General features: G+C 67.4%; 23 protein-coding genes and 2 pseudogenes. 11 read left to right on the plus strand and 14 right to left on the minus strand.

Annotated features, from left to right (window positions below; all coding sequences use genetic code 11):
* The 3 genes from A5651_RS25250 to A5651_RS08095 form a co-directional block, all read right to left on the minus strand.
* Window positions 1-193: hypothetical protein (locus A5651_RS25250; RefSeq protein WP_197496576.1), on the minus strand; the 193-nt coding region annotated here is incomplete at its 3' end.
* Window positions 194-344: 151 nt separating this feature from the next.
* On the minus strand, window positions 345-1193 hold the full coding sequence (locus tag A5651_RS08090; protein WP_066977983.1) for an NAD(P)-dependent oxidoreductase: 849 nt from the start codon (window positions 1191-1193) through the stop codon (window positions 345-347).
* A gap of 9 nt (window positions 1194-1202) precedes the next feature.
* Window positions 1203-1694 carry an aminoacyl-tRNA deacylase gene (locus A5651_RS08095; protein ID WP_066977986.1) on the minus strand — a complete coding sequence of 164 codons (492 nt, stop codon included), beginning with the start codon at window positions 1692-1694 and terminating at the stop codon, window positions 1203-1205.
* Between the two features lie 128 nt (window positions 1695-1822).
* Here A5651_RS08095 and A5651_RS08100 point away from each other — a divergent pair, with 128 nt between their 5' ends.
* A complete protein-coding gene (locus A5651_RS08100) occupies window positions 1823-2599 on the plus strand; it encodes a sigma-70 family RNA polymerase sigma factor (RefSeq protein ID WP_066977989.1) in 777 nt (258 codons plus the stop codon).
* A complete protein-coding gene (rsrA, locus tag A5651_RS08105; protein ID WP_066977992.1) occupies window positions 2596-2898 on the plus strand; it encodes a mycothiol system anti-sigma-R factor in 303 nt (100 codons plus the stop codon). Before A5651_RS08100 ends, rsrA begins: the two co-directional genes overlap by 4 nt.
* On the opposite strand, the gene A5651_RS26405 is transcribed toward rsrA, so the two are convergent.
* On the minus strand, window positions 2895-2987 hold the full coding sequence (locus A5651_RS26405) for a 50S ribosomal protein bL37 (RefSeq protein WP_003882799.1): 93 nt from the start codon (window positions 2985-2987) through the stop codon (window positions 2895-2897). The genes rsrA and A5651_RS26405 overlap by 4 nt on opposite strands.
* 148 nt (window positions 2988-3135) lie before the next feature.
* Here A5651_RS26405 and A5651_RS08110 point away from each other — a divergent pair, with 148 nt between their 5' ends.
* Window positions 3136-3351 carry a biotin/lipoyl-binding carrier protein gene (locus A5651_RS08110; protein ID WP_066978033.1) on the plus strand — a complete coding sequence of 72 codons (216 nt, stop codon included), beginning with the start codon at window positions 3136-3138 and terminating at the stop codon, window positions 3349-3351.
* An 18-nt stretch (window positions 3352-3369) separates the two neighbouring features.
* Window positions 3370-4869, plus strand: coding sequence for a sensor histidine kinase (locus A5651_RS08115; RefSeq protein ID WP_066977995.1), 1500 nt, complete (start codon window positions 3370-3372; stop codon window positions 4867-4869).
* Between the two features lie 110 nt (window positions 4870-4979).
* Here A5651_RS08115 and A5651_RS08120 read toward each other — a convergent pair whose 3' ends face one another.
* Together A5651_RS08120 and A5651_RS08125 are read right to left on the minus strand one after the other, a co-directional pair.
* Entirely contained in the window at window positions 4980-5234 is a 255-nt protein-coding gene (locus A5651_RS08120; RefSeq protein WP_066977998.1) for a WhiB family transcriptional regulator, read from the minus strand.
* A gap of 250 nt (window positions 5235-5484) precedes the next feature.
* The gene (locus tag A5651_RS08125; RefSeq protein WP_066978001.1) at window positions 5485-6444 is read right to left on the minus strand and encodes a diacylglycerol kinase family protein; all 960 of its coding nucleotides are present in this window, start codon (window positions 6442-6444) and stop codon (window positions 5485-5487) included.
* A gap of 38 nt (window positions 6445-6482) precedes the next feature.
* Here A5651_RS08125 and A5651_RS08130 point away from each other — a divergent pair, with 38 nt between their 5' ends.
* Window positions 6483-6911 (plus strand): hypothetical protein, encoded by a 429-nt coding sequence (locus A5651_RS08130; protein WP_066978004.1) that lies wholly within the window; start codon window positions 6483-6485, stop codon window positions 6909-6911.
* On the opposite strand, the gene A5651_RS08135 is transcribed toward A5651_RS08130, so the two are convergent.
* The 3 genes from A5651_RS08135 to A5651_RS08145 are packed head-to-tail and all read right to left on the minus strand — an operon-like array spanning window position 6860 to window position 9041.
* On the minus strand, window positions 6860-7339 hold the full coding sequence (locus tag A5651_RS08135) for a GNAT family N-acetyltransferase (RefSeq protein ID WP_066978008.1): 480 nt from the start codon (window positions 7337-7339) through the stop codon (window positions 6860-6862). The genes A5651_RS08130 and A5651_RS08135 overlap by 52 nt on opposite strands.
* Complete coding sequence (locus A5651_RS08140; RefSeq protein WP_066978011.1) at window positions 7336-8433, minus strand: isochorismate synthase MenF; 1098 nt, start codon at window positions 8431-8433, stop codon at window positions 7336-7338. Before A5651_RS08140 ends, A5651_RS08135 begins: the two co-directional genes overlap by 4 nt.
* Window positions 8430-9041, minus strand: coding sequence for an acid phosphatase (locus tag A5651_RS08145; RefSeq protein WP_066978014.1), 612 nt, complete (start codon window positions 9039-9041; stop codon window positions 8430-8432). The genes A5651_RS08140 and A5651_RS08145 overlap by 4 nt, the downstream gene beginning before the upstream one ends.
* 58 nt (window positions 9042-9099) lie before the next feature.
* Between A5651_RS08145 and A5651_RS08150 the strand changes: the two genes are divergently transcribed.
* Window positions 9100-9894: a ParA family protein gene (locus A5651_RS08150; RefSeq protein WP_082943644.1), complete on the plus strand. Its 795-nt coding sequence runs from the start codon at window positions 9100-9102 to the stop codon at window positions 9892-9894.
* Here A5651_RS08150 and A5651_RS08155 read toward each other — a convergent pair.
* Window positions 9891-11105, minus strand: coding sequence for a hypothetical protein (locus tag A5651_RS08155; protein WP_066978019.1), 1215 nt, complete (start codon window positions 11103-11105; stop codon window positions 9891-9893). The two genes, A5651_RS08150 and A5651_RS08155, sit on opposite strands and share 4 nt — an antisense overlap.
* A gap of 18 nt (window positions 11106-11123) precedes the next feature.
* Window positions 11124-12590 (minus strand): DEAD/DEAH box helicase, encoded by a 1467-nt coding sequence (locus A5651_RS08160; RefSeq protein ID WP_066978021.1) that lies wholly within the window; start codon window positions 12588-12590, stop codon window positions 11124-11126.
* Window positions 12591-12824: 234 nt separating this feature from the next.
* Between A5651_RS08160 and A5651_RS08165 the strand changes: the two genes are divergently transcribed.
* Window positions 12825-13529 (plus strand): ferritin-like fold-containing protein, encoded by a 705-nt coding sequence (locus A5651_RS08165; protein WP_066978023.1) that lies wholly within the window; start codon window positions 12825-12827, stop codon window positions 13527-13529.
* Between the two features lie 92 nt (window positions 13530-13621).
* Here A5651_RS08165 and A5651_RS08170 read toward each other — a convergent pair whose 3' ends face one another.
* A complete protein-coding gene (locus A5651_RS08170) occupies window positions 13622-14314 on the minus strand; it encodes an MmpS family transport accessory protein (RefSeq protein ID WP_231988615.1) in 693 nt (230 codons plus the stop codon).
* 191 nt (window positions 14315-14505) lie between these two features.
* Between A5651_RS08170 and A5651_RS08175 the strand changes: the two genes are divergently transcribed.
* Window positions 14506-14757, plus strand: coding sequence for a DUF3107 domain-containing protein (locus A5651_RS08175; RefSeq protein WP_066978035.1), 252 nt, complete (start codon window positions 14506-14508; stop codon window positions 14755-14757).
* On the opposite strand, the gene A5651_RS08180 is transcribed toward A5651_RS08175, so the two are convergent.
* Window positions 14744-15397 carry a TetR/AcrR family transcriptional regulator gene (locus tag A5651_RS08180; protein ID WP_066978038.1) on the minus strand — a complete coding sequence of 218 codons (654 nt, stop codon included), beginning with the start codon at window positions 15395-15397 and terminating at the stop codon, window positions 14744-14746. The two genes, A5651_RS08175 and A5651_RS08180, sit on opposite strands and share 14 nt — an antisense overlap.
* A gap of 154 nt (window positions 15398-15551) precedes the next feature.
* Between A5651_RS08180 and A5651_RS08185 the strand changes: the two genes are divergently transcribed.
* The 3 genes and pseudogenes from A5651_RS08185 to A5651_RS08195 all read left to right on the plus strand — a co-directional run.
* Window positions 15552-16631 (plus strand): DUF3152 domain-containing protein, encoded by a 1080-nt coding sequence (locus A5651_RS08185; RefSeq protein ID WP_082943645.1) that lies wholly within the window; start codon window positions 15552-15554, stop codon window positions 16629-16631.
* A 105-nt stretch (window positions 16632-16736) separates the two neighbouring features.
* Window positions 16737-17930, plus strand: a complete 1194-nt coding sequence (moeZ, locus tag A5651_RS08190; RefSeq protein WP_066978043.1) for an adenylyltransferase/sulfurtransferase MoeZ — start codon at window positions 16737-16739, stop codon at window positions 17928-17930.
* A 93-nt stretch (window positions 17931-18023) separates the two neighbouring features.
* A pseudogene (locus A5651_RS08195) lies at window positions 18024-18728 on the plus strand (TIGR02569 family protein); the annotation flags it as partial.
* A gap of 113 nt (window positions 18729-18841) precedes the next feature.
* Here the strand turns inward: A5651_RS08195 and A5651_RS08200 are convergent.
* Window positions 18842-19073, minus strand: a pseudogene (locus A5651_RS08200) (TIGR02569 family protein); the annotation flags it as partial.

The raw sequence follows: 19073 nt of genomic DNA on the forward strand, positions 1-19073 counted from the left end.
CATCGAGCACCTCAAGTCGCTCAACGTCACCGCGATCGAGCTGATGCCGGTGCACCAGTTCATGCACGACCACCGGCACGACGACCGGGACCACGACGGGCACGACGACCGGGACCACGACCGGCACGACCACCGGGACGACAACTGGGACGACGACGGGCACGACGACCGGGACCACAACCGGCACGACCACCGGCAGCAGCACTGGTCAGTCAAGCGGTCAGACGACGACCGGCACAACGACCGGGGGTGCCGCCTCGGGTGGCGCAACCGGGTCGGGGACGACCAGCACCGATGGGTCGACGACCGGCACGCTGTGCCACCCGGCACCGCCGCCCTGCTGATTACCGAGCCGTGTAACCCGGTGGGTTCGGCGTATCGACCCACAAGTCGACACCGAGCTCCGAGCCGGGCACGCAGTCATACACCGACAGATCGGTGACACCCGACTCGAGCAGCACGTCCTCACAGAGCAGGGCCTTGCCGGTGTACTCGCGCGCCGGCTTGTTGAGGATCACGTAGGCGGCGTCGGAGTACACGTCGGGCTTGCGGGCACGGCGCATCGCCTCGTCCCCGCCGAGAAGGTTCTGCACCGCCGCGGTGGCCACCATGGTGCGCGGCCACAGCGTGTTGGACGCGATGCCCCGATCGCGCAGCTCTTCGGCAATGGCCAAGGCGCACAACGACATTCCATACTTCGCCATCATGTACGCCGTCGGTTTCAACCACTCGGGCTCCAGCCGCACCGGCGGTGACAAGGTCAGGATGTGCGGGTTCTCCCTGCCGATCATGTGCGGTATGCACGCCTGCGACACCGCATACGTGCCACGCACCTGAATGCCGTTCATCAGATCGAACCGTTTGAGCGGCACCTCGGTGATCGAACCGAGGTTGATCGCCGACGCATTGTTCACACAGATGTCGATGCCACCGAACTGCTCAACGGTCTTGGCCACCGCCTCGGCCACCGAGTCGCCGTCGCGGATGTCGCCCACAATCGGCAGCGCCTGTCCGCCCGCCTCCTCCAGCTCCTTGGCCGCCGTGTAGACCGTGCCCGGCAGCTTGGGGTGGGGTTCGGCGGTCTTGGCGATCAGCGCGATGTTCACGCCATCGGCCGCGGCACGTTTGGCGATCGCCAGCCCGATGCCGCGGCTCGCGCCGGAGATGAACATGGTTTTGCCGGCCAGCGTCATACGACCACCCTAGGACGCGCCGATTTCGGCGGTCACCGCCCCGGTCAGCCGAATCAGATCCTGCGGATGCACCGCGACGTCCCAACCGCGCTTACCCGCACTGCACAGCACGCGGTCCCACCCCATCGCCGAGCTGTGAACGATGGTCGGCAGCCGTCTGCGCTGGCCAAAAGGGGAGATGGCGCCGACGACGTAGCCGGTCGAGCGTTCAGCCGCCGCCCGGTCGGCCATGACGGCCTTGCCCGCCCCCAGCGCCGCCGCCGCGGCCTTCAGCGACAACTGGCACGGCACCGGCAGCACGGCGACCGCCAGACCCTTTGGCAGGGCGATTACCAGCGTCTTGAAGACCTGCCGGGGATCCACCCCGCCGACCCCGGCGAGCTCGTTGACCGCCTCCTCGCCGAACGACTCGTTCAGCGGGTCATGGTGATACCGCAGCACGTCATGGGGAACCTCGGCGGCCAACAGAGCCCGGATCGCCGGGGTTGCCGCGCGCGCCACACCCCGACACTAGAGCCCATATGGGAACAACCTGCGCCGTCGTCACTGTTTATTCGATGCAGACGGCCACAGCCCGGCCTCAAAACCTGTCGTCGGAAACCTCTAGGATCGAAGAAGGGGGTACCAAGGTGCCAACATTGGCCATCGACGGCCCAGTACGTCAGGTCCACGTGCTCCTGCACGAACTTGCTGACATCGGCGCCTCTACGGAAGGGACGGTGTTCCCCAGGATGACGGAGAAGGACGGCTCGGTGCCGGATGCGGCGCCCGCCACCACGCCGGCGTCGTCGGCGCCTGTGCGAGCCGAGGAATCCGACGCCGAGTTGACCGCGCGGTTCGAACGCGACGCTATCCCGCTGCTCGACCAGCTCTATGGCGGCGCGCTGCGCATGACGCGCAACCCCGCCGACGCCGAGGACCTGCTGCAGGAAACCATGGTGAAGGCCTATGCGGGCTTCCGCTCATTCCGCGAAGGCACCAACCTCAAGGCCTGGCTGTACCGCATTCTGACCAACACCTACATCAACAGCTACCGCAAGAAACAGCGTCAGCCCGCGGAGTATCCGACTGAGGAGATAACCGACTGGCAGCTGGCGTCCAACGCCGAGCACTCCTCGACCGGACTGCGCTCGGCGGAGGTCGAAGCGCTGGAGGCGCTTCCGGACAGCGAGATCAAGGAGGCCCTGCAGGCGCTGCCGGAGGACTTCCGGATGGCGGTGTACTACGCCGACGTCGAGGGCTTCCCTTACAAGGAGATCGCCGAGATCATGGACACACCCATTGGCACCGTGATGTCCCGGTTGCACCGCGGCAGGCGCCAACTGCGCGAGTTACTTGCCGGTGTGGCCAAGGATCGTGGTTTCATTCGGGGACAGCAGGACGCTCCGGAGGAGGTGTCGTCATGAGTGACCGTGGCGACGAAGAGCGCTGGACCCCGCCGGTAGGACCGGTCGACCCCGAACACCCCGAGTGCGCGGCGGTGATCGCGGAGGTATGGACGTTGCTCGACGGCGAATGCACGCCGGAGACCCGCGACAAGCTCAAGCATCACCTCGAGGAGTGCCCGGCCTGCCTCCGTCATTACGGCGTAGAAGAGCGGGTGAAGAAACTGATCGCTACCAAGTGCGGCGGCGAGAAGGCGCCCGAGAGCCTTCGCGAGCGGCTGCGCATCGAGATCAGCCGCACCACGATCATCCGGGGCTAGCGCACCGACTTCGATCCTGCGTTGGGCCGCTTGCCGTGGTTGGCCTTCGAATGCTTGCGGTCACGCTTCTTACGGCCACGCTTGGCCATGCTGCTACCTCCGTCTAACCAGGGATTTGTACTGCCCGCATCCCGCGGGCGCGTTCGCTCCATCCTCTCATGACCTCCTGACAGCGCTGCGCCCCGCACGGTTGTGGTTCGATAGAGCGGCAGGCAGCGCAGATGAAACGGGGTGAAGATGGCCGAGGATGTTCGCGCCGAGATCGTGGCCAGTGTTCTCGAGGTCGTGGTGAACGAGGGCGATCAGATCGGTGAGGGCGACACCCTGGTGCTGCTGGAGTCGATGAAGATGGAGATCCCGGTGATCGCCGAGGTGGCCGGGACCGTCAGCAAGGTCAGCGTGTCGGTGGGTGACGTCATCCAGGCCGGCGACCTCATCGCGGTGATCAGCTAACCCGAGAAGTAAGTTCCGATGTCCACCCTCGGTGACCTGCTCGCCGAGCACACGGTGCTGCCGGGCAACGCCGTGGACCACCTTCACGCCCTTGTCGGGGAGTGGCAGCTGCTAGCCGACCTGTCGTTCGCCGACTACCTGATGTGGGTGCGCCGCGACGACGGTGCGCTGGTGTGTGTGGCACAGTGTCGACCCAACACCGCGCCGACGGTGCTGCTGTCCGACGCGGTCGGCACCGTCGCTGACGCCAACCAGCTGCCGTTGGTCACCGCGTCTTTCAAGTCGGGCGCGATCGGACGCGAAAGCCAACCCGCAGAAGGGGGTTCGGCTGGCGATATCTCGATCGAGGCGGTGCCGGTCCGCTACGACAACCGCGTCGTCGCCGTCCTGACCCACCAGGCCGCGTTCGCCGGCCGCAAGGCCAGCCCGCTGGAACGTGCCTACCTCGACTGCGCGGTCGACCTGCTGCACATGCTCTCCGAAGGCACGTTCCCCAATGTCGGCGACCTGTCGATCTCGCGGTCCAGCCCCCGGGTCGGCGACGGCTTCATCCGGCTGGACGTGGCCGGCGTCGTGGCGTTCGCCAGCCCGAACGCGCTGTCGGCCTACCACCGCATGGGTCTGACCGCCGAGCTCGAGGGCCAGAACCTGGTCGCTGTGACCAGGCCGCTGATCTCCGACCCGTTCGAAGCTCAGGAGCTGGCCGAGCACGTGCGGGACTCGCTGGTGGGCGGTTCCAGCATGAGGCTGGAGGTCGACGCCGGCGGCGCGGCCGTGCTGCTGCGGACGCTGCCGCTGGTGGTGCACGGTAAGGCGGACGGCGCGGCCGTGCTGATCCGCGACGTCACCGAGATCAAGCGCCGCGACCGCGCGCTGCTGTCCAAGGACGCCACGATTCGCGAGATCCATCATCGGGTGAAGAACAACCTCCAGACGGTGGCGTCACTGCTGCGGTTGCAGGCCAGGCGCACCAACAATCCCGAGGGACGCGAGGCGCTGATCGAATCGGTGCGGCGGGTGTCGTCGATTGCGCTGGTGCACGACGCGTTGTCGATGTCGGTGGACGAAGAAGTCGACCTCGACGATGTCGTTGACCGTATTCTGCCAATGATGAATGACGTTGCCGCCCCGGAAAACACGGATACTCCGATCCGGATCACGCGCGAAGGTGACCTCGGCGTGCTCGACGCCGATCGGGCCACCGCGATGATCATGGTGATCACCGAGCTGGTGCAGAACGCCATCGAGCACGGGTTCGAAGGCGCCACTCAGGCCGGTTGCGTGACGATTCGGGCGGAGCGGTCGGCGCGCTGGCTCGACGTCGTCGTGCACGACGACGGCCGCGGCCTGCCGGAGGGGTTCAGCCTCGAGAAGGCCGACCGGCTGGGGTTGCAGATTGTGCGCACTCTTGTGTCGGCGGAGCTGGATGGCTCGCTGGGCATGCACACCTCGCCGGAGGGCGGGACGGATGTGGTGCTGCGGGTGCCGATCGGGCGACGCGTCCGATTCGCGCAGTAGCGTCCCGCTTTCGCGAATTGAACCATGTTGCGCAATTCGGATACTTGCATTTGCACACAGTGACGGCCCCGACAATCGTCGGGGCCGTTTGTTGTGGACGCGCGGTGCGGCTAAACGCCGGTGCGGGCCCTGGTGCGGGCGTTGCGCCGCTTGAGTGCGCGCCGCTCGTCCTCGCTCATTCCGCCCCACACGCCGGCGTCCTGGCCGGAGTCCAACGCCCAGGTCAGGCAATCAGTCGTCACCGGGCAGCGGTTGCACACAAGCTTCGCGTCAGCGATTTGGGCGAGGGCCGGGCCGCTGTTCCCCACCGGGAAGAACAGTTCCGGATCCTCGTCGCGACAGACCGCCTTGTGGCGCCAATCCATGCTTTAACTCTCCTCACTATGTGCGCAGCAAGGCGCACGAGCTTTTTCCTTCGGCTGTTAACGCGTGCATACGAATGTTTCTGCACTGTTGCTTGCTTCGATGCTGCCACAGGCTGAACAGGTGTCAATAGCGTGCGGAAACACGTGGGCTATCTCACTGCCGAACGCCGTTCGCTTTCCCGTTCCCCACCTGTACTAAACTCAACCCACTTGCGCTCAAAACCGGCTGTGCGGCTGCTATCGGCCCAGCTCAAGGCCCGTCAGGCGGCGGTGCGAGCACGCCAAGCGCCCCGGGAACCGCCCGGAACGTCATCTCTTCGCGCATCCCGACGTAATCCCCGTCTATCTGACACGCCACCGGCGCCTCCGCGGTCACCCGGACCCAGGCCACGTCGTCGTCACGGACCAGGTGCTTGGCCCGGATCTTGGCCTTCTGCGACAGCATCTGCCGCACCAGCCGCAGGTTGGCCCAAACGTTCATGCTGGTGGTCGCGAAAACGCCGATGCCCGTCTCGAACGTGGTGTTCGGGTTGGTCCACACCGGCCTCGCGTTGGCGTATGTCCACGGGCTGGCATTGGACACGAACGCAAAATGCACGCCGGTCACCGGCCCCCGGTCGGGCAGGTGCAGGGTCAGCGACGGCTCTCGACGGGCACTGGCCAGCACCTCGCGCACGGCCACCCGGATATAGCGCGACGCGGTCACCTTGCGGCCCTTGTCCCGCTGTGCCTCCACCGCCGCGACCACGTCGCCGTCCACCCCGAGGCCCGCGGTGAACACGCCCCAGCGCTCGCCGCAGTCCATCAACCCGATGCGTCGCCACGACTTGGTGCGGCGGTGCTCGCTCAGCAGGTCGATGAGCTGGTTGGTCGCCTCGATCGGGTCGGGGCTGATGCCCAGCGCACGGGCGAAGACGTTGGCCGACCCGCCCGGAACGACGCCGACGGCGGGCGCTCCGCTGTCGGGCTCCGTGCCGCAGGCGCCCAGGATGCCGTTGACGACTTCGTTCACGGTGCCGTCGCCGCCGTGCACGATCACCACGTCGATGCCGTCGCGAGCGGCGTCACGGGCGATGTCGATGGCGTGGCCGCGGCTGTCGGTGTGGGCAATTGTCAGCTTGACCCGGCTCTCCAGGGCGTGCGCGAGCAGGTCGCGACCGGCGGGTGTGGTCGACGTCGCGTTGGGGTTGACGATCAGCACGGCGCGCACGGGACAGAGCCTATCTGCGAACCTTTACGCTCAAACCCGTGACGGTTCCATCGCCGACGACGGTGCGCCAAGCCGCGGCGCTGGTGGCGCTCGAGGGTGCGGCCGGCCTGGTCGCCGCCGTCGTCTACGTCATCAGCGGTGTGGGTTCCGGCGAGCAGCCCGGCATGAACAAGTTCGGCACCGCGGCGTGGTTCGCGATCATCGGCGGTGCCGTGCTCGCGGCGGGCTGGGCGTTGTGGACGGGCCGCCGGTGGGGCCGCGGCCTCGCGGTATTCGCCCAGCTTCTGCTGTTGCCCGTGGCCTGGTACATCGCGGTCGGTTCGGGACAGTGGGCCTACGGCGTCCCGGTCGGCATCGTCGCGCTCATCACGCTGGTGCTGCTGTTCAGTCCCTCGGCGGTGCAGTGGTTAGGGGCTCAGGGCGACTCGTCGGCCAGCGCCGACAATTCAGGGCCCGACACCCGGTAGGTGATCCACTCGGTCTGTTGCCGCCCGCCGACGGCGTCATACAGCGCGATCGCGTCTACGTTCCAGTCCAGCACGGCCCACGACAACCGCGTGTAGCCCCGCTGCATGCACTCGCGGGCCAGCGTGGCCAACATCGCTCTGGCCAACCCGCGGCGGCGAAACTGCGGGCGCACGAAAAGGTCCTCCAGGTAGATACCGGCCACACCGTCCCACGTCGAGAAGTTTCTGAACCACAGCGCGGCAGCCGCGGCCTGGCCGTCCTCCTCGGCGATGTGGCCGTGCACTGTGGGGTCATCACCGAAAAGCGCTGTACGCAAATGGGTTTCAGTGACAGTGCATTCATCGGCGGCCTGTTCGAAGGCGGCGAGTTCATGGATCATCGCCGTCAACTCCGCCTCATCTCCCGGTTCGGCGCGCCGGATGATCATGGCTGCCCGTCCAGGGCTGACAGGATGGTCTTGAATTTCGTTGTGGTTTCATCGACTTCGTCGTCGGGATTGGATTCCGCGACGATGCCGCCGCCAGCGTGCGCCAAAGCGCTGCGCCGATCGGCCGCCAGCAGCGCCCCACGAATCGCCACCACCCACCGGCCGTCGCCGCGTTGATCGCACCAACCCACCGCGCCCGCGTAGAACCCCCGATCGCCCTCGAGCTCGCCGATCAACCCTGTGGCAGCACCCGTGGGCGCACCGCCCACCGCCGGCGTGGGGTGCAGGGAGATAGCGAGATCCAAAGCAGTCGTTGATGTTTCACGCAGCCGTCCACTGATCGGTGTGGACAGGTGCCACACGGCCGCGGTGCGGCTCAGCTGCGGGGCCGACGGAATCTCGAGATCGACACACAGCGGATCGAGAATCTGGCGCATCGCATCGACGACCAGCTGGTGCTCGTAGCGGTTCTTGGTGGATGCGGCGAGCGCCTCACCGTTGGCCCGGTCGACGTCCGGGTCCGGCGAGCGTGGCGCCGACCCCGCGAACGGAGCGCACACCACCCGGTCGCCCTGGCGAGCCACGAGCAACTCGGGACTGGCGCCCACCAGCACGGTTCCGGAGTAGTCGGCGCCCGCCGCGGTCAAATCCACCAGATAGGCGTTGGCGGCAGGATCGGTGGTGACGAGGCGGTCGACGACGGTGCGCGCATCCACTGGGCCGTCGGCCACCAGCCGCAGCGCACGGGCCAGCACGACTTTGTTCAGTTCGATCGCGGGGTCGCGCAGCCGTTGCAGCGCGACTGCGATGCGGCCGCGGTGCTCGTCGGGTTCGGGCAGCATTGCGGCGACCCGTACATCGGGCATGGGGCGCAACGGCCATTTCGGCAGCGCGTCGAGGAAGGAGACCTCCTGCGGCCGGATCAGCGCGGCTGGCCGGGACAGGTCAAAAGGCAAGGCGCCGACGATAATCGGGGCGCTGCGCGACGTCAGTGAGGTACGCGCGTCGGCGATGCTCTTGTATGTGGTGTGCACGCCTTCGGCGACGACGGCGCTGCCGTCGGTGGCCAGGACAAACGTCGGTTCGCGGGTCACGTGAACACGGTCGGGTGGGGATAGCCGGTCAGCCCGAGTGCGGTGAGCTGTCGTACGCCGTGCTCGAAGCCGCAGACCGCGATGGACGCCGCGGCCATCGCGAAACGGATTCCCTCGTAGACGGGCAGTTCCAACCAGCGGGTGATGACCGCCCTTGAGAAATGCCCATGTCCGACGAAAATCACGTCTCGAGACTCCATGTGCTGCAATGCCAATGCGATCGCACGGTCGGCTCGTTCACACACCGCCGCGGTGGTCTCGCCGCCGGGGCAGCCATGCGTCCACACCAGCCAGTTGGGCACGGCCTTGCGAATCTCCTCGGTCGTCGTGCCCTCGTAGTCGCCGTAATCCCATTCGCTGATCAGCGGGTTCACCTCGTCGACGGTCAGCCGGGCCATTTCGGCGGTCACGACGGCGCGTTTGCGCGGACTGCAGACGACGTAGGGGTCGTGCAGGTCCAGCTCGGCGAGCGTCTCACCGGCGGCCTTGGCCTGCGCCCGCCCTGTCTCGGTGAGCTCGAGCTCGGTGCGGCTGGTGTGCCTGCCGCTGCGCGACCACTCGGTTTCGCCATGCCTCAGTAGCAGGAGCCGGCGCTGGGCGACACTCACCCCGCCGATTCTGCCGCACTCGCCGCTGCGATGTGCCCGACCGTGCTTGTATGGACACGTGACGCGAGTACTTGCGGTCGCCAATCAAAAGGGTGGGGTAGCCAAGACGACGACGGTGGCGTCGTTGGGTGCGGCGATGGTGGAAAACGGGCAACGGGTGCTGCTCGTCGACCTTGATCCGCAGGGATGCTTGACGTTCTCGCTGGGCCAGGACCCCGACAAGCTGGCGGTGTCGATCCACGAGGTGCTGCTCGGCGAGGTCGAGCCGTCGGCGGCGTTGGTGTCCACCGAAGAGGGAATGACGCTGCTACCCGCCAACATTGACCTGGCCGGTGCCGAGGCGATGCTGCTGATGCGGGCGGGGCGCGAATATGCGCTCAAGCGTGCCCTGGACAAGTTGAGCGAGCACTTCGATGTGGTGATCATCGACTGCCCACCATCGCTGGGGGTGCTGACCCTCAACGGGCTGACCGCCGCCAATGAGGTCATCGTGCCGCTGCAGTGCGAGACGTTGGCCCATCGCGGCGTGGGCCAGTTCCTCCGCACGATCAACGACGTGCAGCAGATCACCAACGCCGACCTGAAGCTGCTTGGTGCGCTGCCGACGCTGTATGACTCGCGCACCACCCACAGCCGCGATGTGCTGCTCGACGTCGCCGACCGCTACGACCTGCCGGTGCTGGCGCCGCCGATTCCGCGTACGGTGCGTTTCGCCGAGGCCACCGCATCGGGCGCGTCGGTGCTGGCCAGCCGGAAGAACAAGGGCGCGGGCGCCTACCGCGATCTTGCAACCGCGCTGCTCAAGCATTGGAAGACGGGCAAAGAACTGGCCACTTTCGCGCCGGAGGTCTAGGAACCCAGCGCTGCGAGGGACGGGCCGCGCTGCTCGAGCAGCACCGAACCCGCCACACCCGGCACCACCGCCGACGGCGCGGGTTGGCGCCGCAGCGGGATGAACCGTTCGTTGATCCCGGTGTTCGGGTCGTAGACGCCGACGCCGTCGTTGACCGGGAGGAGAAGGCGCCCGGCCATCATCGTTGCCGGGCCGATCGGGACATGGGTGCCGAGCGGGCCGATGGTGAAGCGGTACTGCATGCCGCTTGCGGAGAACACCATCACGGCGTCGCCCGTCCACCAGGTGACCAGGTCGCCGGCGCGGTTCGCGTCGGCCTCGGGGGAGGCGGGCTTCGGGAGGGGGAGGTTGGCGGTCGTCGAGCCGGTCTCGTCGATGATCATCAGCGACGGCCTCGGTGTGGGCACGTAGACGGCGGTGGTGGTGTCTGAGACCGCGACGACCCGGGCGTCGGCGTTGTCCTTGACGCCGGGCAACGGCACGTACTTGAGGTCGGGGGTGTCTTCTTCCTTGGCCGGCCGCAGCAGCGTCAGCCGCAGGTCCGCCTGGTCCGGGCAGTTCTCGAGCACCGAGACCGCAGAGGTGCTGGCCGCCGCCGATTTCAGCTCGCATAGCAGCGGGGTGGGGACCTCGGGTTTGATGCGGGCGTCGAGCTTGCCGTAGCTGATCATCCGCACCATGTCCGAGCGCCACAGCTCGAGCCGCTCGTCGCCTGCGGCGAGCACCGCCGTGCCGTCCGACGACAACGCGATCTCGGCATCGGCGTAGGCGGTGCGGCTCGGGCCGCGCATTCCGGTCTGCCCGTCGATGGTGCTGACCTGACCGCATCCGCGGCGGTCGGGATAGACGGCGACCGCGTAGTTGTAGACCGATGTCACGCCGCACAGCTCGAGATCGCGGGCGTAGCTCCACAGCACCGATCCGGTCGTGGGGTCGCGACCGTCGACCTGATGGCCGTCACCGGTGACGACGCTGCCCCCCGCGATCACGGGATGCGTAGTCTTCGGGCTCGTCGCAGTCCACAACTCCCGCAGCGTGGCCGGCACCACCTTGGCAGGCGCAAGCGTCTTGACAGGCGACGCCGCCGGTCGGCTGATCGTGGCCCGGGCATCGCTGGTCCACCAAATCAGCGCGCCGACCACGACGACCGCGACGGCGATCGCGGCGGCGGCTACCAAGTCAGCCCGGGTGCGTCGCTCGGGTTTGACCATCGGCTGGTGGGGCTCTGGTTAGTTGGCGGTCGTCGCGGCGGCCTTGCGCGGGCGACGACGGCGCCGCCTGCGGGCCGTCTTCTCGCCATCGGCTGCCGCCGCGTCGGACTCCGCGGTCGGGGCCTTCTCACCTTCGGGGTGGCTGCTGATCGGCTTGCCGCCGCGGGTGCGTCGACGCGAGCGAGTGCGGGTGCGCGCGGGTGCCTCTGAAGCATCTCGGGCATCGCGCGGCGGACGCTTGACGGTCTTCGCCTGAAGTGCCGGGCCGACGGACCCGGTGGCGGCTTCAGGAATGCCCAGTTCTTCGTAGAGATGTGGTGAACTGGAATAGGTTTCGGCCGGATCCGGGTGGCCGAGGCCCAACGCCTTGTCGATCATCTGCCACCGGGTGATCTCGTCCCAGTCGATGAGCGTGATCGCCACACCGGTCTTGCCGGCGCGGCCGGTGCGGCCGATGCGGTGCACGTAGGCCTGCTCGTCCTCGGGGCACTGGTAGTTGATGACGTGGGTGACATCGTCGATGTCGATGCCGCGTGCCGCCACGTCGGTGGCGACAAGCACATCGATCTCGCCGGTGCGGAACGCCTTGAGGGCCTTCTCGCGGGCGCCCTGGTTGAGGTCGCCGTGCACCGCGCCGACCTTGAAGCCGCGCTCGGCCAGCTCGTCGGACACCTTCTGAGCAGTGCGCTTGGTGCGGGTGAAGATCATCGTGGCGCCGCGACCGCGGGCCTGCAGGATCCGGCTGACCGTCTCGACCTTGTCGAGCGCATGGGCGCGGTAGGCGAACTGGTCGGTGGTGGTATGCACGGCCGACGACTGCGGGGACTCGGCGCGGATGTGCGTCGGCTGGTTCATGAAGCTGCGCGCCAGCGTAATGATCGGGTCGGGCATCGTCGCCGAGAACAGCATCGACTGCCGCGAATCCGGTGTCAGGCGCAGGATGCGCTCGATGTCGGGCAGAAAGCCCAGGTCCAGCATCTCGTCGGCCTCGTCGAGCACCAGCACCGAGATGCCGCCCAGCTGCAGGTGGCCCTGCTGTGCGAGGTCGAGCAGGCGGCCCGGGGTTCCGACGACGACGTCGGCGCCGGCGCGCAGCGCATCGATCTGCGGCTCGTAGGCACGGCCGCCGTAAATCGACACGACCGACAGCTTGCGGTCGCCCACGGTCAGATATTTCGCGGCGCCGGCGAGGTCACTGGACACCTGCAGGCACAGCTCGCGGGTGGGGACCACGACCAGCGCCCGGGGTGCACCGGTCAGGGGCCGCTCGGCGTCGCTGGTGATCTCGTGCAGCAGCGGGACGCCGAAGGCCAGCGTCTTGCCCATGCCGGTGCGGGCCTGGCCGATGAGGTCGTCGCCGGCCAACGCCAGCGGAAGGGTCAGTTCTTGAATGGCAAAGGTGTGTTCCTTGCCGTCCTCGACCAGTGCACGCACGATTTCGTCGCGGACGCCGAGTTTGGCAAATGAAGGATTAAGTGCGGTCATACGTAGGAGGTGCAGCCTTTCCGGTCCGTTTTCTCGTCTGTCATCGTTCGCGTCACGCGCGCACGAGTATGACGAGAAAACTTCGCGGGGCCCTGCGCTCAGGTAGGCGGACCGACTGCGTGCACGCACATTTCTTAGGTAGCGGCTCGCGGTTCGAGCCCCTGCCTGACACCCATGGTACCTGTCGGGTTTGCCGGTCGGGCGCAGCGTCGGTCTACGTCTACAGTTGGCGCCATGAGTTCGACCCAGCCTGCGGCATCGGAAACCGACATTGTCACCTCGGCGAACTCAGGCGTGACGGCCGATCACCCCGGTATCAACGAGCTGTTCGCGCTGCTGGCCTATGGCGAGGTCGCCGCGTTCTACCGGCTCACCGAGGAAGCCAAGATGGCGCCCAACCTGGTGGGCCGCATCAATATGGCCAGCATGGCGGCCGCGGAAATGGCGCACTACGAGTTGCTGCACGAGGCGCTGGAGAAGCGCGGCGTCGACGTCATCGACGCGATGACGCGCTACACGCCGGCGCTGGAGAACTACCACCGGCTCACCACGCCGAGCACCTGGCTGGAGGCGCTGGTCAAGACCTACATCGGCGACGCACTGGCGGCCGACTTCTATCTCGAGATCGCCGATGTGCTGCCCGACGAGGTCGCTGGCGTAGTGCGCTCGGTGCTGTCGGAGACGGGCCATTCGCAGTTCGTCGTCGCCGAGGTGCGCGCCGCGGTGACGTCCAGCCAGAAGCAGCGGCACCGGTTGGCGCTGTGGTCGCGCCGGCTGCTCGGCGAGGCCATCACCCAGGCGCAGTACGTCCTGGCCGACCGTGACGAGCTCGTCGACCTGGTGGTGTCGGGCACCGACGGGCTGGGCCAGTTGACGGGCTTCTTCGAACGCCTGCAGCGCACGCACAGCACCCGCATGCAAGAGCTCGGCCTCGCCTAGTCCCACTCACCTCTGGGGCCCAAACCGGCAAACGCGCGCGAAAGTGCAAGTGGCGCGCGCCTTTTCGTCGATCTCGGCGCGGGCTGAGCTGCTCAGCGGGTGCAGTTGGTGATCATCGTGTTGGTGTTCTGCGCCGCCAGCGTCGCGCCCGACCCGTCGGTGATCGCGCAGTTCAGCTGACCGGCCACGCTGGTCGCCGTGACCGAGCTGAGCTGCACACCCGGGTCCAGCGTGACCTGCTTGGTCCATGGCAGCGCGACGTTCACATCGGTCTGCAGCGCACCCTGCTGGTCGGTGTAGATGATCGTGACCAAGTCGAACAGCTGGCGGTTACCGGTCACGGTGTAGGTGATGGTGCGCGGAGTGGCCGCCGGCGGCGGCGCGGCCTCGGTCGGCTCGGCGATGACGCTCGACGGCGCGGCGGTGGGCGACGGTTTCACGCTCGTGACGGTCTCCGGCGGCAGCGCGGTGGCCGACGGCCGACGCACGCTGGGGGAGGGAGCCGCGCTGGGGAAGGGGGCGGCTTGGCTGGTCGACGGGTCGACGGTCGCAGACGTGGTGCCGCTGTCGTTCCCGCTGAGGATCATCATCGTGCCCGCCACGGCGATCAGCAGCACGATGCCCGCGACGCTGGCCACCCACAACCACCGCCGGTCGTCGTCGACGTAATAACGGACGTCGTCCAGGTCGTCGTCGTAGTCGGCGTAGGCGTCGTAATCCTCGGCGTCGGCGAAGTCGTCATCGACGTCGGGACCGTCGTAGCGGTCGGTGACTGATTCGGTCATCCAGGGCGAAGAATGCCTGTTCATGCGCGTAATCCTCGTCGGCTCAACTGTTGCACGGCCGATGCTATAGATGCAGAAGTGACAGTTGAGGTCTCAGCCGCCGCGTGTTGGTAACGGTCCGGACTCAGTTCGCTGCTACGGGTCCACTAGCCTTTTGGTGGAAACGCATGACGACCGGGAAAGGGTGCAGCGTGGAGGTCAAGATCGGTGTCACGGACAGCCCGCGCGAGCTCTGCTTCAACAGCGCGCAGACTCCCACCGAGGTGGAGCAGGTGATCACTGATGCCCTCACCAGCGAAACGGGTCTATTGGCGCTGACCGACGAAAAGGGCCGCCGGTTTCTGGTGCAGACGGCGAAGATTGCCTATGTCGAGATCGGTGCGGCCGATGTGCGTCGGGTCGGCTTCGGCGTGGTCGGCGCGGAGGCCCTCAAGAACGGGTGAGCGGCACGTGTGACAGCCCGCCCCAGGCGAAGGCGACCGTGCCTTCGACCGCGTCGTCCTTGGAGATCGGCCGGTCGTTGTTCAGCCAGTAGCGGGCGGAGTCCACGCTGATCGCCACCAGCCCGACCGCGATCATCCTGGCGCGGTGGGCTTCCAGGCCGGAGTCGCGGCTGATCAGGTCGAACACGGCGTCGGTGCACGATTCCGTTGCCACCTTGACCTGCGTGGCCACCTGCGGCTCGGTGACGTAGTCGTTTTCGAAGATCAGCCGGTAGCCCTGGCCGTCGTGTTCGATGAAGTCGAAGAACGCCTGCACGGCCGCGCGCAGCCGCTGGCGGTTGTCGGTGGTAGTGCGCAGCGCCTGCCGCACACCCGAAACCAGGTTGTCGACGTGCTGTGCGAGCACCGCCAGGTACAGTTCCAGCTTCGACGAGAAGTGTTGGTAGAGAACCGGTTTGCTTACACCCGCGCGTTCGGCGATCTCGTCCATCCCCGCGGCGTGGTAGCCGTGGTCGACGAAAACCTCGCTGGCAGCGCCGAGTAGCTGACCGCGACGCTCATCGCGGGGCAGCCGACCGCCGCGCCGGTTGGCTGCCGAACTACCACCCCGTGTTTGAGTGGCATTGGCGAGATCGCTCATCACTCCCTCTATCTGGCCGTCACGCGGCCTTGTTCGCATCGACAGTACTACCCCGAGGCGGGGATGGGCCTCAGGTCGTCGGCTCGACACTCGTGGCCCCGATCAGAAGGCGCGCCGGAACTATGAGAAGGACGGTCTGTGCCATCCTGTTTCGGTGACCTACGAGCCGGGGCGTCGCACGCACAGCGCCGCAGGCCAACCGCGTCGCGACCCGGAATCGAGCAGGGCCCGCATCCCCGTGCTGCGGGACGAGTGGCGTGAGCCGCTGCGCGCTCAGCGTGACCCCCTCGCCGAGACCTCGGGCCGGGTCAGGTCCAACCGCGAAGAACACCGTCGCTGGCGCAAGCAGAGCTGGCTCGGCCGGTTCGTGTCGACCTACGGCTGGCGGGCCTATGCGTTGCCCGCCCTCCTCGCGCTCACGGTTTGGGTGGTCTACACCACTGTCACCGGAACCAGCGCTCCCAGCGCCCAACAGGATCAGGGCCCCGCGCAAGGTCCGCCCACCATCGGCGCGGACAGCACATCCATCGTCGGCGCACCGCCGAAGGGCCTGACTCAGTTCGACGCCAACCTGCCGACCGGCATCCTGCCCGACGGCGGGCCCTACACCGAGGCGGGCGCCAAGACCTGGCGCATCGTGCCCGGCAGCGATCCGAAAGTCGGCGACGGCACCACCAAGACGTTCACCTACACCGTCGAGGTCGAAGACGGCCTCGACACCACCACCTTCGGCGGCGATGAGAACTTCGCGCGCATGGTCAGCCAGACGCTGGCCAATCCGAAGAGCTGGACGCACAACCCGCAGTTCGCCTTCACCCGGGTCGACGCCACCGCCGGAGGTAAGCCCGACTTCCGGGTGTCGCTGACCAGCCCGATGACCCTGCGGGAGGGCTGTGGCTACGAGATCCCGATCGAGACCTCCTGCTACAACCCGTCTTACGGGCCCGACGCCCAGCGCAGGGTGTTTCTCAACGAGGCCCGCTGGGCGCGCGGCGCGGTGCCGTTCCAGGGCGACGTCGGCGCCTATCGCCAGTATCTGATCAACCACGAGGTCGGCCACGCGATCGGCTACCCGCGCCACGAACCCTGTGCCGAGGACGGGCAGCTGGCGCCGGTCATGATGCAGCAGACCTTCTCCACAAGCGATAACGACAACGCGCGCTTCGACCCCGACTGGGTCAAGGCCGACGGTAAGACCTGCAAGCCCAACCCCTGGCCGTATCCGATCCCGTAGCGCTGCCGCGCGAGCGGTATGGGAAGCTCCCGACGCTGATTGCCGTTGTGCTCGGTAACTGCTGTGATGGAAAGCAAGCCCGACTGCGATTCGAGGAGGGTACCGGTGTCTACACCGTTGCCGCCGCTGGTAGAGCCGGCGGCAGAACTTACGCGCGACGAGGTCGCGCGCTACAGCCGCCACCTGATCATTCCCGATCTCGGCCTGGACGGTCAGAAGCGGCTGAAAAACGCGCGGGTCCTCGTGATCGGCGCAGGCGGTCTCGGCTCGCCGGCGCTGCTGTACCTGGCCGCGGCCGGCGTCGGCACCATCGGGATCGTCGAGTTCGACGTAGTCGACGAGTCCAACCTGCAGCGGCAGATCATCCACGGGCAGTCCGACATCGGCCGGTCCAAGGCCGAGAGCGCGCGTGACTCGATCAAGGAGATCAATCCGCTGGTGATCGTGCGGTTGCACGAGGTTCGGCTGGAGCCCGACAACGCCGTGGAGCTGTTCGAGTCTTACGACCTGATTCTCGACGGCACCGACAACTTCGCCACCCGCTATCTCGTCAACGACGCCGCCGTGTTGGCGGGCAAGCCGTACGTGTGGGGGTCGATCTACCGCTTCGAGGGCCAGGTGTCGGTGTTCTGGGAGGACGCGCCGGCCGACGAGGACGGCAATAAGCGGGGCCTGAACTACCGCGACCTCTACCCGGAGCCGCCGCCTCCCGGCATGGTGCCGTCCTGCGCAGAGGGCGGGGTGCTGGGCATTCTCTGCGCCTCGATCGCGTCGGTCATGGGCACCGAGGCGATCAAGCTGATCACCGGTATTGGCGACCCGCTACTGGGCCGGCTGATGGTTTACGACGCGCTCGACATGACCTATCGGACGATCAAGATCCGCAAGGATCCCGAGACGCCGAAGATCACCGAGCTGATCGACTACGAGGAGTTCTGCGGTGTCCTGTCGGACGAGGCCACGGAGGCCACGCTCGAATCCACCATCACGCCACGGGAACTGCGCGAGATGATCGACTCGGCCAAGCCGCTGTCGTTGATCGACGTCCGCGAGCAGGTCGAGTGGGACATCAACCACATCGAGGGCGCGCAGCTGATCCCCAAGTCGCAGTTCGAATCCGGCGAGGCGCTGGCCAAACTGCAGGTCGACCGCACGCCGGTGTTCTACTGCAAGACGGGTGTGCGCTCGGCTGAGGTGTTGGCGATCGCGAAGAAGGCCGGCTTCTCCGACGCGCTGCACGTGCAGGGTGGAATCGTGGCGTGGGGCAACCAGGTCGAGCCCGACATGGTCATGTACTAACGCACGGCAACGGGTGTGACACAGGTGTTTAACGGCTGCGACACAGGCGGCCAGCGAAGCCAATAGCGCCTGGTGCGCCGGTAGCCTGGCGCTGTGACCGACGAGTGCCCACCAGACCACGTGCTGGCGGCGTTCGGCCTCAGTGGCCTGCAGCCCGTCGAGCTCGGCGCCGGTTGGGAGGGCGGCTGGCGGGTTGGTGAGGTCGTGCTGTCGATGGTTGCCGACCACGCCCGCGCGGCCTGGTCGGCGAAGGTGCGCGAGACGCTGTTCGTCGACGGGGTACGGCTCGCCAGGCCGGTCCGTTCGACCGACGGCCGCTATGTGGTGGCCGGCTGGCGCGCCGACACGTTCGTTGCGGGCACGCCCGAACCGCGCCACGACGAGGTGGTCTCGGCCGCGGTTCGCCTGCATGAGGCGACGGCCAAACTCGAGCGACCGCGCTTTCTGACCCAGCCCCCGGTTGCGCCCTGGTCGGACGTGGACGTGTTCATCGCCGCCGACCGCGCGGCGTGGGAGGAGCGGCCGCTGCACTCGCTGCCACCGGGCGCGCGGGTGTCGCCGGGGTCGGCCGACGGTCAGCGGTCCATCGACCTGATCAATCAACTGGCTGGGCTGCGCAAGCCGACGAAGAGCCCCAGCCAATTGGTGCATGGCGATCTCTACGGCACAGTGCTTTTCGCGGGCACCGCGGCGCCCGGCATCACCGACATCACGCCGTACTGGCGACCCGCGTCGTGGGCGGCCGGCGTGGCCGTGGTCGACGCGCTGTCCTGGGGTGAGGCCGACGACGGGCGAGTGCCGCTCACCGAGGTTCGGCACGCGTTTTGATTCGTCGTCCCGCGATTCGGGCGTGATACCCCGCGCTGGGCGCCGGTTTTCACGCCGAAATCGCCGAGGGGCGCGAAGAGCCGCTACAGCACCAGGCGGACCAAAGCCGCGGTCCGCGCCAGGCCCGGGAACGCGGCGGCCGTCGACCGCGGATGCAGCGCATGGACCGCGAGCCGGAACATCAACGCCCGCAACAACATCTGCGGCCACTCCGGTAGCGGCGCCCAGCGCTCCACCAGCCCGTCGTCGGCCTCACCCCAGGACAGCGCGTCGACCACGGCCACGCCGGCCGCCCACGACGCGGGTCGCCAGTAC

Source organism: Mycobacterium sp. 1274761.0, from assembly GCF_001668615.1.
In the GTDB taxonomy this organism is placed as follows: domain Bacteria; phylum Actinomycetota; class Actinomycetes; order Mycobacteriales; family Mycobacteriaceae; genus Mycobacterium.

Coding starts and splice junctions, on each gene's coding strand:
- A5651_RS08090 (WP_066977983.1), bottom strand. CDS start 1,193: ATGACGCTGGCCGGCAAAACCATGTTCATCTCCGGCGCGAGCCGCGGC.
- rsrA (WP_066977992.1), top strand. CDS start 2,596: ATGAGTGACCGTGGCGACGAAGAGCGCTGGACCCCGCCGGTAGGACCG.
- A5651_RS26405 (WP_003882799.1), bottom strand. CDS start 2,987: ATGGCCAAGCGTGGCCGTAAGAAGCGTGACCGCAAGCATTCGAAGGCC.
- A5651_RS08110 (WP_066978033.1), top strand. CDS start 3,136: ATGGCCGAGGATGTTCGCGCCGAGATCGTGGCCAGTGTTCTCGAGGTC.
- A5651_RS08115 (WP_066977995.1), top strand. CDS start 3,370: ATGTCCACCCTCGGTGACCTGCTCGCCGAGCACACGGTGCTGCCGGGC.
- A5651_RS08120 (WP_066977998.1), bottom strand. CDS start 5,234: ATGGATTGGCGCCACAAGGCGGTCTGTCGCGACGAGGATCCGGAACTG.
- A5651_RS08135 (WP_066978008.1), bottom strand. CDS start 7,339: ATGATCATCCGGCGCGCCGAACCGGGAGATGAGGCGGAGTTGACGGCG.
- A5651_RS08155 (WP_066978019.1), bottom strand. CDS start 11,105: ATGGTCAAACCCGAGCGACGCACCCGGGCTGACTTGGTAGCCGCCGCC.
- A5651_RS08160 (WP_066978021.1), bottom strand. CDS start 12,590: ATGACCGCACTTAATCCTTCATTTGCCAAACTCGGCGTCCGCGACGAA.
- A5651_RS08165 (WP_066978023.1), top strand. CDS start 12,825: ATGAGTTCGACCCAGCCTGCGGCATCGGAAACCGACATTGTCACCTCG.
- A5651_RS08170 (WP_231988615.1), bottom strand. CDS start 14,314: ATGACCGAATCAGTCACCGACCGCTACGACGGTCCCGACGTCGATGAC.
- A5651_RS08180 (WP_066978038.1), bottom strand. CDS start 15,397: ATGAGCGATCTCGCCAATGCCACTCAAACACGGGGTGGTAGTTCGGCA.